This window comes from Archangium violaceum Cb vi76, assembly GCF_000733295.1.
GTDB lineage: Bacteria > Myxococcota > Myxococcia > Myxococcales > Myxococcaceae > Archangium > Archangium violaceum.
This window is the reverse complement of sequence record NZ_JPMI01000367.1, coordinates 17,096-30,701: the sequence shown is the minus strand read 5'-3', so window position 1 is coordinate 30,701 and position 13,606 is coordinate 17,096. Positions and strand designations below refer to the sequence as shown.

Annotated in this window: 12 protein-coding genes; 5 read left to right on the top strand and 7 right to left on the bottom strand. The window is 68.9% G+C overall.

Going from position 1 to position 13,606, the window contains the following annotated elements; genetic code table 11:
• Positions 1-20: 20 nt before the first annotated feature.
• Both sitA5 and Q664_RS45555 read right to left on the bottom strand, forming a co-directional pair.
• Positions 21-1,514 (bottom strand): SitA5 family polymorphic toxin, encoded by a 1,494-nt coding sequence (gene sitA5, locus Q664_RS62465; RefSeq protein WP_268811456.1) that lies wholly within the window; start codon positions 1,512-1,514, stop codon positions 21-23.
• Positions 1,515-1,778: 264 nt separating this feature from the next.
• Positions 1,779-2,459 (bottom strand): peptidyl-prolyl cis-trans isomerase, encoded by a 681-nt coding sequence (locus tag Q664_RS45555; protein WP_152622731.1) that lies wholly within the window; start codon positions 2,457-2,459, stop codon positions 1,779-1,781.
• Here Q664_RS45555 and Q664_RS45550 point away from each other — a divergent pair.
• Positions 2,452-3,006 (top strand): hypothetical protein, encoded by a 555-nt coding sequence (locus tag Q664_RS45550; RefSeq protein ID WP_152622730.1) that lies wholly within the window; start codon positions 2,452-2,454, stop codon positions 3,004-3,006. The genes Q664_RS45555 and Q664_RS45550 overlap by 8 nt on opposite strands.
• Positions 3,007-3,071: 65 nt before the next feature.
• Here Q664_RS45550 and Q664_RS45545 read toward each other — a convergent pair whose 3' ends face one another.
• The 3 genes from Q664_RS45545 to Q664_RS45535 all read right to left on the bottom strand — a co-directional run bounded on the left by Q664_RS45545 (position 3,072) and on the right by Q664_RS45535 (position 5,224).
• Positions 3,072-3,656 (bottom strand): superoxide dismutase, encoded by a 585-nt coding sequence (locus tag Q664_RS45545; protein WP_043411818.1) that lies wholly within the window; start codon positions 3,654-3,656, stop codon positions 3,072-3,074.
• Positions 3,657-3,695: 39 nt separating this feature from the next.
• Positions 3,696-4,166, bottom strand: coding sequence for a flavin reductase family protein (locus Q664_RS45540; RefSeq protein WP_043411815.1), 471 nt, complete (start codon positions 4,164-4,166; stop codon positions 3,696-3,698).
• A gap of 62 nt (positions 4,167-4,228) precedes the next feature.
• Positions 4,229-5,224: an AraC family transcriptional regulator gene (locus Q664_RS45535; RefSeq protein WP_043411812.1), complete on the bottom strand. Its 996-nt coding sequence runs from the start codon at positions 5,222-5,224 to the stop codon at positions 4,229-4,231.
• A gap of 34 nt (positions 5,225-5,258) precedes the next feature.
• Between Q664_RS45535 and Q664_RS45530 the strand changes: the two genes are divergently transcribed.
• Positions 5,259-6,347, top strand: a complete 1,089-nt coding sequence (locus Q664_RS45530; RefSeq protein WP_043411809.1) for an alkene reductase — start codon at positions 5,259-5,261, stop codon at positions 6,345-6,347.
• 47 nt (positions 6,348-6,394) lie between these two features.
• Here Q664_RS45530 and Q664_RS53640 read toward each other — a convergent pair whose 3' ends face one another.
• Positions 6,395-7,624 (bottom strand): GON domain-containing protein, encoded by a 1,230-nt coding sequence (locus tag Q664_RS53640; RefSeq protein ID WP_052519509.1) that lies wholly within the window; start codon positions 7,622-7,624, stop codon positions 6,395-6,397.
• A gap of 177 nt (positions 7,625-7,801) precedes the next feature.
• Here Q664_RS53640 and Q664_RS45520 point away from each other — a divergent pair, with 177 nt between their 5' ends.
• Positions 7,802-8,371 (top strand): sigma-70 family RNA polymerase sigma factor, encoded by a 570-nt coding sequence (locus Q664_RS45520; protein WP_043411806.1) that lies wholly within the window; start codon positions 7,802-7,804, stop codon positions 8,369-8,371.
• A gap of 4 nt (positions 8,372-8,375) precedes the next feature.
• Positions 8,376-9,971, top strand: coding sequence for a serine/threonine-protein kinase (locus Q664_RS53635; protein ID WP_052519508.1), 1,596 nt, complete (start codon positions 8,376-8,378; stop codon positions 9,969-9,971).
• A 109-nt stretch (positions 9,972-10,080) separates the two neighbouring features.
• Here the strand turns inward: Q664_RS53635 and Q664_RS53630 are convergent, their stop codons facing one another.
• Positions 10,081-11,808: a lamin tail domain-containing protein gene (locus Q664_RS53630; RefSeq protein WP_052519507.1), complete on the bottom strand. Its 1,728-nt coding sequence runs from the start codon at positions 11,806-11,808 to the stop codon at positions 10,081-10,083.
• A gap of 226 nt (positions 11,809-12,034) precedes the next feature.
• On the opposite strand from Q664_RS53630, the gene dgt reads away from it, so the two are divergent.
• A complete protein-coding gene (gene dgt / locus Q664_RS45505; protein ID WP_043411803.1) occupies positions 12,035-13,450 on the top strand; it encodes a dGTP triphosphohydrolase in 1,416 nt (471 codons plus the stop codon).
• Positions 13,451-13,606: the final 156 nt, after the last annotated feature.

Genomic DNA, 13,606 nt, shown 5'->3' with positions numbered 1-13,606 from the left:
GAACTCCTCCCTCTGAAAATCTACTGGTATCCGCCTCCCCAGATGGACATCCCTCCGGTGTGCGGTCTCGCGAGTTGGTGTGCGCCATCCGTAATGAGTTGCATTCTGCATACGTCCTGATGGTGATGCCATGTATAACCACTTGGAGCAGCCGTGCTCGTCGGCAACGCTTCAATCTCTCCTGGAGAGAGATTCAGCTCTCTCGCCAGACGAGGATCAGCCCTGACCGCCTCATGCAGTCGCTGGTTGGCCGCCTTGAAATGCATCCTGTGGCTGCTGCTCCCGATGTGGACGTCATCAATGAGCGTCTCGAACTTCGTCTCGAACTCGGCGAAGCCGTGCTTGCCGAAGCGGACGGTCTCCTTCCCGTTCGTCACCGTTTTGCCCGCACGGTTGCGTCCGAGAATGGCAATGGGTTGAGGCGGCTGCCTTGTCCCCTTGTAGGGCAGCACTCGGCCGTCCGGGGTGAGCCTGGGCTCGCGCCACTCCTCCACCTGCTCGATACGGTGGCGCTTCGGGGCCGGGCCTTCGGAGGAGACAGAGGCCGAGGCGTGCACGCCCTGGCTGCCGCTCATGCCCTGTTGCGCCATGTACGCGGCCGTCGGCGTCAGGGTCACCGTCACCGCAGGCCGGGCCACCACCACTGCTTGTACCTGGCGGGCAACCGCCAACAGGTCCAGCCCCATCTCCGCCTTGAGCAGGTGCGCTGCCCGGCCAAAGCCCGGCAGCCCCGGGCCCCTCATCATCCCGTGCGCCGTCCACCCCAGTGCCGCCGTCGCCACCAGCACCAGCACCCGCCCCACCTGCTCGCCCAGCACTCGGCCGTAGCGCTCTCCGATGCTCCTCAACTCCAGCAGGGAGCGAGCGCTCCGGACCGCCGCCTGCAACTGCCGGTAGCCCTCTACCACGTTGAAAAGCGTGTTCGCGCCCAGGTACGCGATCAGCGTCACCGTCATCCCCAGCGCGATCAGCTTGGAGGTCGGCTCGGGCAGTAGCAGCAAGCCGAGGTAGGTGGAGAGCGAGGTGTAGACAGCAATCTTCAATTGCTCCGGGTCTACCGAGGCCTCTACTACTGACTGAACGCCGGGCCAGAGGCTCTCGAACGCGAACATGAGCGCCATGTCCGCCCGCTCCTCCTCGCCCAGGTGCAGTTCAGGCTCTCGGAGAGTCACGCAGCGAAAAGGGGCCTCGTGCTGGGAGCACGGACTCGACCAGGCGAACTGCTGGGAGCCTCGCCAGGCCGCGGAGAGCCTCGGAGTCTTGCCCGGCCGGTGGAAGAGAGGCTGGGGCGGACCGGGGAGTTGCGCCACCAGCAACCGCATGGCGTGCTCGAACTCGGACTGGGAGAAAGGCACGGGCTCGCGCCGGGGCAGGGTGGGGAGCACCACCTGTCGGCCTTCCGCCTCAAGCACCACCCGCGAGAGCCCGGCCACCGACTCGCAGGACTCCTCCGCCACCGCTCTGGCGGGCTCCAGCTCCCACCGCAGTCCATCGTCCGTTGCGCATGCGGCCAAGGCCAGTAACAGCGTCACAATCCACGGGCGCAGCCCTTGAGGGCCTCGGCTCGTGCGCTCATGGCTCGGTGGCGGCCCGCGCCCTCTCCTGCTCGTGGTCGGCATGAGGGCGGAGCATGTCATTTGATTGGTACAAACCGGAGCACGAGCGTAGAGCAGCGCCTCGCGCGGCCCGGGTGCCAGGCGGCTGGGTGCGCTTCCGTGGCTCAGCGCCGGGACACGGTGGGCAGGGCGCCTGCGGCACGGTGAATCGGCGCCAGAGCGCTACAGGGACATGGCGGGAAGGGGAGCGGCCTCGTCGGCGCCCCAGAACCACTCCACCCGAGCGCTCCGCCGCTTCTCCTCGAGCCAGGCGTCGAACAGCAGGCTCGAGATCCGCTGGCGCGTCGTCTCGTCGAACCGCCCTGGCAGCACTTGCATGACCCACAGCAACTCGTAGCCCTCTCCGCTGGGGACGGGCCCGGTCAGCTCGCCCGGCTTCGTGCCGAACACCAGCGCCGCCTGCTCCGCGTCCAGTTCCCTCCGCTCCAACGTGGTGAAGAGGGTTTCCTCGTCTCCTGTCTCCACGAAGCGCGCCTGGGCCACGGCCAGCAGCTGGCTCGGATTTCCCCGGAGCTTGCCGTACAACCGCAACGCCTCGTCCCGCTCGGGCACATACAGCCGGGCGGCCCGGACCCGATCGAAGCCGGAGCGGTGGTCCTCGAAGTACGCCGCCTCCTGTCCGGCGACCACCTGCTCCTTCAACTTCTCGCGGCCCTGCTCGTCTCGCAGGTGCCTCTCGAGCTCCGCCTGCGTGGTGCCATGCTCGACCATCCAGCGCTCCACCTGCGCGGGCGTGAACAGCCGCCGCTTTCCCCTGAAACGGACCAGCGCCTCGGCGAGCTCTTCGTCCGAGGTTTCAATGCCGCGGGAGCGCGCGGACGGAGGCCACGAGCAGATGGGCATCGGCGTCCAGGCGCTCGAGTCCGAGCTTCAGCGGCTTCGGGTACAGCGGGCCCTGCTCCAGCAGGTGAGCGGGATGGGCGGCACGTCTGGCGCGCTCGCCGGGTACCTGCGCGAGAGCGACAAGCGCATCCAGTTCCTGGAGACCCACCTGGAGGAGGCCCGGATGGAGGAGCCGCTTCGCCTGGCCCTGGGCGGCAGCGAAGGCACGCCCTCGGGCGCGTTCTGCGGGGGCTACTACGGCTTCGAGGTCGAATTCTCGTATCACATGGCCGGGGGTGGCGTCACCACTCGGGCCGGGTGGACGGAGTTCGGCCCCTTCGGGCCCTACACGAAGCAGCTCTACGTGCAAGCGACCGGCTGGGTCGACGGTATTCCACCGGACCAGACCTCTCAAATGAGCGACCCGTTCACAGCGACCTGCTGTGTGAGTATCGAGACGAGCGCGGGCGCCTACCCGACCTTCACGCCGGGGCTCGAGGGCGTTGGCTACATCTTCGGGTCGAGCGGCTGCGGCTCTCCCCGCTACTTCAGGGCCTGGAACTACTGAGTGAGCACCGGTGGCTCGGAGCCGGGACATGGCGGGCAGGGCCGCCCGCCATGCGGTGAACCGGCTCAGCCGCCCTTGAGGTTCTGGAGCGCGAAGTCCCAGTTCACGAGCTTCTCGAGGAACGTGCTGATGTACTTGGGACGCGCGTTGCGGAAGTCGATGTAATACGCGTGCTCCCACACGTCGATGGTCAGCAGGGCCTTCTGGCCGTGCTTCATCGGCAGGTCCGCGTTGCCCGTCTTGGTCACCTTGAGCTTGCCACCCTCGAGCACGAGCCAGGCCCAGCCGGAGCCGAACTGCGTCGCGGCGGCGTTGGAGAACTCCTCGGAGAAGCGCTCGAACGAGCCGAAGTCGCGGGTGATGGCATCCGCGAGCTCCCCCGTCGGCTTCCCGCCACCGTTCGGCTTCATGCAGTGCCAGTAGAACGTGTGGTTCCACACCTGGGCGGCGTTGTTGAAGACGCCTCCGTCACTGTTGAGGATGACCTGCTCGAGCGACTGGTTCAGCTCGGGCTTGCCATCCAGCAGCTTGTTCAGGTTGTTCACGTACGCGGCGTGGTGCTTGTCGTGGTGGTACTCCAGCGTCTCCGCGCTGATGTGGGGAGCGAGGGCGTCCTTCTTGTAGGGCAGTTCGGGCAGGGAGAACGGCATGGGGTCGTCCTTTCGGGTGAGGGTGGTGATGAGATGTGCCTACGTAATGGTTCGATACGCGCGGTTCCAGTACAGAAGAGGTTCCCCCTCCTCTCCGCGTCGGATTCCCACCACCCGCCCGATGAGCAGGAAGTGGTCTCCATAACGGGGCGTGTCGAGGAGTGTGCAGGAGAGGCCCGCCAGACAGTCTCGGACGAAGGCGTCCTCGTCGAACGCGGCGTCCCCGGCCTCGCCCTTCGCGCACCGCACCGAGATGTCTCGCTGGGCGGAGGAGAGAATACTCACGGTGAAGCGTCCGGAGTCCTGGACCCGCTTCAGGGTCCTCGAACTCTCCGAGAGGGCCACTAACACGAGCGGTGGCTCCAGGGAAAGCGAGCTGAAGGCGCTCACCGTCGTCGCCGCGAGGCCGTGCGCATCACGGACCGAGACGACCGACACACCACTCGCCCACCGGCACAACACCTCCCGGAAGTCGGGAGCGCTCACGCCCTCTGGAGTACCCTGAGCCATGTCCCGGCTCTACCGGCTTCCCGCTCATATGTCAGCGGCCTTGCCAATATATTGGCGGATTGTCATCCCGTTGGCGGAGCCCGGCGGTGCTCGCGCCGGTACGCACCAGGTGCCACCCCGCCCCAGCGCTTGAAGGCCCGGTTGAAGGAGGCCTCGCTCTGGTAGCCGATGGACTCGGCCACCTCGAGCAGCGGCAACTCGCTCTCGCGCAGGAACTGGGCGGCCTTCGTCATCCGCCACCGCGCGAGGTACTCCAACGGCGGCTCTCCCACCATCTCGCTGAAGCGCGCGGCGAAGCTGGAGCGCGACAGGGCCACCGCCGTCGCGAGGCTCTCCACCGTCCACGGCTCCGCGTGCCGCTCGTGGATGAGCGAGAGCGCCTTGCGAATCTGTGGATCCGCGAGCGCGCACAACCCCCGCTCCTGGCACTGCCCCGCCGCGATGTGCGTCCGCAGGGCCTGCACCAGCAGGATGTCCGCGAGCCGGCTCATGACGACCGTGGCCCCCGGGCTGGACGAGGCGCTCTCCGTGATGAGCAGCTGCACCAGCGCCGGCAGCGAGGGGGACGCCTCGGCGTGGTCCGCGGTGATGTGGATGACGCGTGGAAGCCCCTCGAACAGCGGGATGCGGGACGCGGCGCCGAGCCGGAAGGACCCCACCACCAGCACCGTCCGGGCCCCGTCGCCGCCGAGCCGGTGCGTCCCAGGTCCCCCATGCCCCCGCGTACAGGAGTCCTTCCCGAGGATGTGGAGCGGGCTTCCCTCCGCGTCCCGGATCGCGTGCTCTCCCCCGTGCGGCAGCAGCGCCAGGTCCCCCGCCGACAGGGCGATGGCCCCCTCGACCCCCTGCACCTCCAGGCGGGCGCTTCCCCGCGCCACGACGATGATGTGCGCGCCCGGCAGCTCGGGGAACTGGACGCCCCAGGGCGCGAACAGCTCCAGGCGGCCGTACACGAGCGTCGTCAGGCGCATCGAGTCCAAGACCTCCGCGAGGACGTCGGTTACCCGCTCGTCCCCAGGCGCTGGACGATCGGTCAATTCTTTCGGACTAGAGGTCATGGCACGTCCATAGCGACCCCGGCATTTTCTGGCCATGGCAAACGCACACCTCTTCTCTCCCTTCCGCCTGGGCCGCCTCGACCTGAAGAACCGCATGGTGATGGCGCCCATGACGCGCAGCCGGGCCCTGGTCGACGGCAACGTGCCCAACCCGCTGGCGGTGACCTATTACGTGCAGCGCGCCTCCGCGGGGCTCCTCATCACCGAGGCCACCCAGGTCAGCACCCAGGGCGTGGGGTACATCCGCACGCCCGGCATCCACTCGTCCCCCCAGGTGGCGGGCTGGAAGACGGTGACGGACGCCGTCCACGCGGCGGGCGGCGTCATCTTCGCCCAGCTGTGGCACGTGGGGCGCGTGTCGCACCCGGACTTCCATGATGGCCAGTTGCCCGTGGCGCCCTCGGCGATTCCCGTGGAGGGCGGCCAGGTCTTCACCTTCAAGGGCCGGACGCCCATGGTGACGCCGCGGGCCCTGGAGACCCACGAGCTGCCCGGCATCGTCGAGCAGTTCCGCCTCGCGGCCGAGAACGCCAGGGCGGCGGGCTTCGACGGCGTCGAGCTGCACGGCAGCAACGGCTACCTGCTGGACCAGTTCCTGCGGGATGGCTCCAACCAGCGCACGGACGCGTACGGCGGCAGCATCGAGAACCGGGCGCGCTTCCCCTTGGAGGTGGCTCGGGCGGTGGTGGGCGTCTGGGGCGCCGAGCGCGTGGGTTACCGGCTCTCGCCGCAGCCCTTCCCCTACGCGGGCATGACGGACTCCACCCCGGCCGAGACGTTCACCCATATGGCCCGCGAGCTGGGCCGGTTGGGGCTCGGCTACCTGCATGTGACCGAGGCCGTGTCCGGCAAGGACGTCCCGGGCCCGGAGCGGCGCATCACCCCGCTGCTGCGCGAGGCCTTCCCGGGCGCGCTCATGGTCAACGGCGGCTACGACGCGCAAACGGGAGAGGCGGCGCTCTCCCGGGGTGAGGCGGATCTCGTCTCCTACGGCGTGCCCTTCCTCGCCAATCCGGACCTGGTGGAGCGCTACCGGAGTGGGGCCGGGCTCAACGCGCCAGACGCCGCCACCTTCTTCACCGGCGAGGAGAAGGGCTTCATCGACTACCCCGCACTGCGTTGACGGTGGGAGCTGGCTCCCACCGCCCGTCCTACCCGGAGCGCTGCTCGTTACGGGTAGCGCACCGCCATCATGTCGCCGACGACAGCGGTGACACCGCAGGAGCCGCCGCCCGTCACATTGACGACCTGGTCATTGGAGGAGCGCGTGTACCCCCCCTTCGCCTCGTAGCCGGTCGTCGCCCACGTCGCCGTCACGGCGAACGGCGTCCCGCGCAGGTCCACGTTGGCCCGGCCCGTCGAGGAGCCCCACCCGACGCAGTCTCCCGCCTCGCCAAAGGACGCGTAGTACTTGTTCCACGCCGGGATGGCTCCGACGGACGTGGCGAAGCGGGCGTCGTAGATGTCCACCTTCTCGGCCACCGTATCCAAGCGGACCTTGCTCCACGTGGTGGTGACCGAGGCCCCCTCCACCTTCAGGTACTGCGAGAAGTTGCTGCCAGCCGCGTTCGACAAGGTCAGGTAGGTGCCGCCGCTGCCGTGGCAGTACGCCGTGAAGGGCTTCGCCGGGTTCAGGCCGAAGTACAGCGTGTAGTCCTGGTTCGGCGTACCGCCCCCCTTGATCACATCCAAGCAGGCGGAGTAGCCCGTGTAGCGCACCGTCAGGGCGCCGCTGACAGCGGTGACGCCACAGCGACCGCCGCCCGTCGCATTGACGACCTGGCCATTGGCGGAAATCGTGGACCCACCGGTCGCCTGGTAGCCGGTCGTCGCCCACGTCGCCGTCACGGCGAAGGGCAGCCCGCTCAGGTCCACGTTGGACTTGCCCATCGAGGAGCTCAACGTGTCGCAGTCTCCCGCCTCGCCATAGGCCGCGTAGTACTTGTTCCAGCTCGGGATGCCCCCGGTGTTCGTGGCGAACTGGATGTCATTCATGTCCAGCGTCATGGCCACCGGATCCAGCCGGACCCTGCTCCACGTGGTGGTGACCGATGTCCCCTCCACGCTCAGGTACTGCGAGAAGTTGCGGCCAGGCCCGGTCTGCAGGTTCAGCCAGGTGTCACCGTCGGTGTCGCACCAGGCAGCGAAGGGCTTGCGGAGGTCCCCGCCCACGTACAGCGTGTAGTAGCGGCCCATCGGCTGCCCCGCCGCCATCAGGTTCGCGCAGGAGTTGGCCGTCATCGCCATCGCCTGGATGCCCACCTCGTCCACCACCTCGTCCTCCTGCTGCTGCGTCTGGGCCACGGAAGCAGGTCCGCAGGCGCCGAGCAGCAGGCCTCCCGCCAGCAGGCTCATGGACAGGTAACGGCGCTTGGAGTTGTCAGGATTGAAAGTCGTCATCGGGTCCCCCTCATGTGGGTACGGAGCGGGTTCGTCCCGCTTCCTGTCCCTTCATCCGAAAGCGGCGGAAAAGACCCGACATGGCCCCGTTCATTTTTTTCCCAGAGCCCCACCCCAGGCCCGGGGCCCGGGTCAAGACCTACCCGCCGTCCCCGACTTCTGCGAGATTCCCGGCTCATGGCACGCGACGTGACGCAACTCCTGGAGGACGCCAGCCGAGGTGAGGCCCGGGCCGCCGAGGAGCTGCTCCCCATCGTCTATGACGAGCTGCGGCGGGTGGCCGCGGCGCAGATGGCCCACCTGAGGCCCGGACAGACGCTCCAGCCCACCGCGCTCGTGCACGACGCCTGGATGAAGCTCGTGCGCAACCAGGAGCCGGGCTGGAGCGGCCGCGCCCACTTCTTCGGCGCCGCGGCCCAGGCCATGCGCGAGCTCATCATCGACCACGTGCGCCGCAAGGCCGCGCACAAGCGGGGCGGCGGTCAGCCAGGCGAGGCGCTGGAGGCGGCCTTCGAGATCGCCGCGGACGGGCTCCCCACCGAGGACGTGCTCGCCGTGGATGCGGCATTGAAGCAGCTCGAGGCCGAGCACCCGCGCAAGGCCCGGGTCGTGCTCATGCGCTACTTCGGCGGCCTGTCCGAGGAGGAGATCGCCCAGGCGCTCGGCGTCACCACCCGCACCATCGAGCGCGAGTGGCGCTTCGCCCGCGCCTGGTTGCACGAACGGCTCTCGGCTCCGGCGGGGTGAGGACGTGGCGCTGGACGCACGGAGGGTCGAGGAGCTGTTCGACGCACTGGCCGATCTGCCGCCGGAGGACGCGGCACGGCGGCTCGACGAGGACTGCGTCGACGATGCGGCGTTGCGGGAAGCGGTGGCGAAGCTGCTCGCCCACGACCGCGCGGCGGGAACGGACTTCCTCGCGAGTCCCCCCACCCTGGTGGCCGAGGCGATGCGTGCGCGGGAGCCCTCCGCGAGCCCACCGTCCGGGCTGCCCGACCGGCTGGGGCGCTTCGCCGTCATGCGCAAGCTGGGCGAGGGCGGCATGGGCGCCGTCTACATGGGCCACGACGCACTGCTGGACCGGCGCGTGGCGCTCAAGCTGCTCCACCGGGACACGGACGCGCGGGAGTGGCTCCTGCGCGAGGCCCAGGCCTTGGCGCGGCTCTCGCACCCCAACGTCGTCGCCGTCCACGAGGTGTCCGAGCACGAGGGCCGCGTCTTCGTCGCCATGGAGCTCGTGGAGGGCCAATCCCTGCGCGAGTGGCTCGCCGCCGGCAAGCGCACCGTCCCGCAGGTGCTGGCCACTCTGGTACAGGCCGGCAAGGGGCTCGCCGCCGCGCACGAGGCTGGACTGGTGCACCGCGACTTCAAGCCCGACAACGTGCTCGTCGGCAGGGATGGTCGCGCACGGGTCGTCGACTTCGGTATCGCCGCGCTCGCCCCCCGCCCCGAGGAGCCGCCGCCCGGCACGGTTCCGAGTGCGTTCGCCCGCCAGTTGACCCACCGGAGCGCGCTGATGGGCACGCCCACGTACATGGCGCCGGAGCAATTCCTGGGCGAGCGCGCCACCCCGGCGAGCGATCAGTTCGCGTTCTGCGTCACGCTGTACACCGCGGTGTATGGGGAGCCGCCCTTCGCCGGGGAGGACCTCGACTCGCTGTCCCGGAGCGTGCTCGCCGGCCAGCTCCGGGCTCCCCCCGCGCTCCCGGGCACGCCCGAGTGGCTCGTGCCCCTCCTCCGCCGAGGACTCTCGCGCGAGCCGTCCGAGCGATTTCCCTCCATGGCCTCGCTCATCACCGCGCTCGAGGAGCACCTCGCACGGCTTCCCTCGATGGATCCAGAAACGGCGCGGAGGGACCGGCTGCGCATCACCGGCGTCGGCCTCCTGGTCATCCTGGGCGTCGGCACCGCCGTCATCCTGCGTGTCGACAGACGCTTCCATCCGAGCCACGCGGATCTCCTCGTCCTCCCCATCGTGATGATCGCCGTCTCGAACATCGTCCGCGTGGTGCTCCGCGAGCAGATCACCCGGCTCGTGAATGGCAGACAGTTCGCCCAGCTCTTCCTGGTCATCGGCCCCACGCTGCTCGCGCACCGGTTGCTCGGGTTGCGGTTCGGCATCCCGCCCCTCCACATCCTCGCGGTGGACCAACTGCTGCTCGCGGCCATCTTCGGCGTCACGGCGCTCGTGCTGGATCGGACGATGGCGGCCTTCTCCGTCATCGCGCTCGCGGGCGCTTGCGTGGACGCCTATGAGCCTCGCTGGGCCGGGGCCGTGTTCGCCGCCACCTGCCTGCTCGCCCTGCCCGTCGCCATCCTGCGCTGGGCGTACCGGGAGCCGGGCTGAGCATGTCCGTCAGGAGGCCCCTGGGGAGCCCCCTGGCAAAGCCCCTGGGAACAAGCGCGGCCACTTCCCCTCGCCCTCCGGGAGAGGGGATGGTGCCAGGGGATGGTGCTCAGAACGCGGAGCCGTTGGCGCGCGTCCCCGGTGACGAGCCCGCCGTCGACACAGACGTGTGCAGCACGAAGCTCCCCGTCGCGCTGGCATCCGGGCTCCGATTGGCCGAGACGCCGTCAGTACCCGCCAGCGTGCTCGACACCACCAACGAGTCCACGTTGGCGCTGCCCGCGTTCTTCACCGTGACGGTGTCCCCGCTATTCCCCAGGCCCAGTGTGCCGGTGGAGGCCCCCACCGCGTTGGGCGTCCCCGCCGGAATGCCGCTCGTGGACCCGAACACCACGATGGCCTTGCCCGCCCCCAGCACCGTCCCCGTGGCGAACGTGTGCCGCTTCGCCGTGGAGTCCCAGATGCTCCAGCCTCCGATATCGATGGAGGTGCCACCCACGTTCACCAGCTCGACGAACTCCTTGGTGACATCGGAGCCGGGCTCGTTGACGAGGAGCTCATTGAGGATGACCCGGGCGGCGCTGGTGGTCGCCGGAGTGGTGGCCGAGGCGGTATTGCTCACGGCGGATTCGTTGTTGGCCGCGTCGTCGGCCGACACACGGTAGTAATAGGTGGTGCTCGCGGTACGGCCGGTGTCCGAGTGGCTGGTGCCGGAGACGCTCGCCACGGCCGAGAAGCTGGCGTTGTCGGTGCTGCGGTAGACGTTGTAGCTGGCCACGCCCACGTTGTCGGTGGAGGCCGTCCAGCTCAGGTTCACCTGGCTGGAGGAGACCGCCGAGGCGCTCAGGCCGCTCGGAGCGGTGGGCGGAGTGGTGTCCGAGGTTCCGCCGCCGCCACCCGCGCCCGCCAGCCACGCCACGGCGTTCAGGTGGATGAGCGCGTTGTCGTACAGCGACTCGTTCCAGCCGTTGTGGGTGGTGTGGCCGCAGCCGTTGGTGGCGTCCTCGGAAGGCGAGGAGTCACCGATGGCCGCGATGCGCCCCGTGCCATCGGTGGAGGTGGCGAACGTCACCCGCGAATTGGAGCCCGCGGTGCCGGTGGTCATCCACACGTGCCCCTTGGCGTTGGGGTTGGCCGAGGGGTTGAGGGTGATGGACGTGGAGCCGAAGAGGCCCAGGCCCTTGCCCACCGTGGCCTTGCCATAGGCTCCCGCGTGGACGATGGGCGACGTGGTGTCCGTGGTGTACCTCGAGTCCGGGTTGTCGTTGAACCAGTTGTCCGATTCGCCCATCACCTGGAAGCGCAGGCCCCAGGAGACGCCCGTCATCAGCTCGTTGAGGATCTCCGGCGAGTCCCAGCCATCGTTGTTGCGGTCCGAGTTCCCGTGGTCCGAGATGAGGAACACGCCGCCCCCGTTCTTCACGAAGGCCTGGATGGCCGTGCGCTCCGCGGTGGTGTAGCGGATGTTGGGCTCGGGCAGGATGAGGACCTTGTAGTTCTTGAGGTCCTGCGCGTTGGAGGTGTCGCCGTAGGTGATGCGGCCGCCGCCAGGCAGGCTCTCCACCGAGAAGCCCTTCTTCACCAGGGCCACGCCGAAGGACGAGTAGGCGCCGCCCCAGTACGTCTCCGGGGTGGTGGCGGTGATGCCGCTCTGCGCCGGCGTGGGGTAGCGCTGGGCCGTGCCGCACGAGTCCTCGTCCAGCACCCAGTCCGCGTTGCCCGCCGTCTGCGCGTGCATCGCCTCGAACAGCACCTTCGTCTGGGCCCACGCGCTGGCGGGCTCCATCAGGCCCATGACGGACAGGGCGAAACACAGTGACCGGAGCAGCTTCCTCATACGACGCCTCCTCGGCTGGGGGGGAGACGACAGGGAAGCACCTGTCTTCTCGAAATTCAATACAGCGAGAAATCCACCCCCGGTGCTGAAAAACCCGTGCTCGATTCACGAATCACCGGGTCATGAAAGGGGCTCAGCCCATGCCGGTGACACCACCGGGTGACGTGGGACCCATGGGGCATGCTGTCCTCTCGAAGAACCCCCCACCGCCCAGCACGAGGCACCCGTGAGCACCCAACGAACCGAACGGTGGCAGCAGCTCCTCTCCCCGCACCGCGTGGGGGACAAGAAGGACCGGCCCCTGTCGCAGGACCTGCGGGACGAGCGGACGGCGTACGACGTCGACTACGACCGCATCGTCTTCTCCAGCGCCTTCCGGAGCCTGCACGACAAGACGCAGGTGTTCCCGCTGTCCTCGAGCGACTACACGCGCACGCGGCTGACGCACAGCATCGAGGCCTCGAGCGTGGGGCGCTCGCTGGGGCAGTTGGCGGGGCGGGCCTTGAAGCAGCGGGACGTGAAGGTGGAGCCGCCGCACCTGGGCACCATCGTGGCCGCGGCGTGCCTGGCGCACGACATCGGCAACCCGCCCTTCGGGCACTCGGGAGAAGCGGCCATCCAGCACTGGGTGGAGAAGCGCTACCGGCCCGGCAAGCCCGGGGAGCGCACGGAGCCGGTCTGGCCCTTCGCCACCTGGAGCGAGGAGCAGGACGTGACGCGCTTCGAGGGCAACGCGCAGGGCTTCCGCATCCTCACGCGGCTGCAGGCGCGCAACCGGGACGGAGGGCTGCGCTACACCGTGGCGACGGTGGGGGCCATGAGCAAGTACCCGAGGCCCTCGGTGCTGCCGGGGCGGCGCCCGAAGGACAAGGCCCGCGTCTCGGAGAAGAAGTTCGGGTTCTTCCAGGAGGACGCGCAACTGGCGCGCGAGGTGTTCCGCACGCTGGGGCTCACCGAGCGCGAGCCGGACGTGTTCAGCCGCCACCCGCTGGCCTTCCTCGTCGAGGCGGCGGATGACATCTGCTACGCGCTCATCGACCTGGAGGACTCGGCGAAGCTGGGCCTCATCTCCATGGAGGAGGCGTGCTCGCTGCTGGAGAGCGTGGCGGAGCTCGGCGGCCACTTCCGGGCCCTCAAGGACAAGGTGGACTGGGAGTCGCGCATGGGCGTGGCGCGAGCGGGCGCCATCTCCGCCCTCATCCAGGAGTGCGTGGCGGCCTTCGAGGAGCACGTGGAGGCCATGGAGGTGGGGCGCTTCGAGCAGCCCCTGGTGTCGGCCCGGCCGGAGGTGGACGCCCGGCTGAAGGCCATCACCGGCATCACCCGCAAGAAGGGCTACGAGAGCGAGCGGGTGCTGCAAATCGAGGCGGCGGGCTTCAAGACGCTCGGGGGCCTGCTGGACATGTTCGCGCCCGCGGTGCTGGCGGACTCGCCGGACCTCCAGGAGAAGAAGCTGCGGCAGCTGCTCCCCATCGAGTTCTTCCAGCGCCCGGGGCCCTACCTGGAGAACCGCGACGAGGCCATCGAGCGGCTCACCCCCTACCAGCGGCTGCTGTGCGTGACGGACTACGTGTCCGCCATGACGGATGGCTTCGCCGTGGAGCTCTACCAGCGGCTCTCCGGCATCAAGCTGCCCGAGTAACCCCTCTTCCTTTCTCAATCCCAGACATCCGGCTGTTGCCCGCGGAGCAACACGATTGCCGTTGCACTCCGGGCAACGCCCCTCACTCCCTCTCTGTAGCCGCCAAGGCAACAATCCTGGAATACTCCGCCATGCTTGCAAAACAAACCCAGACGT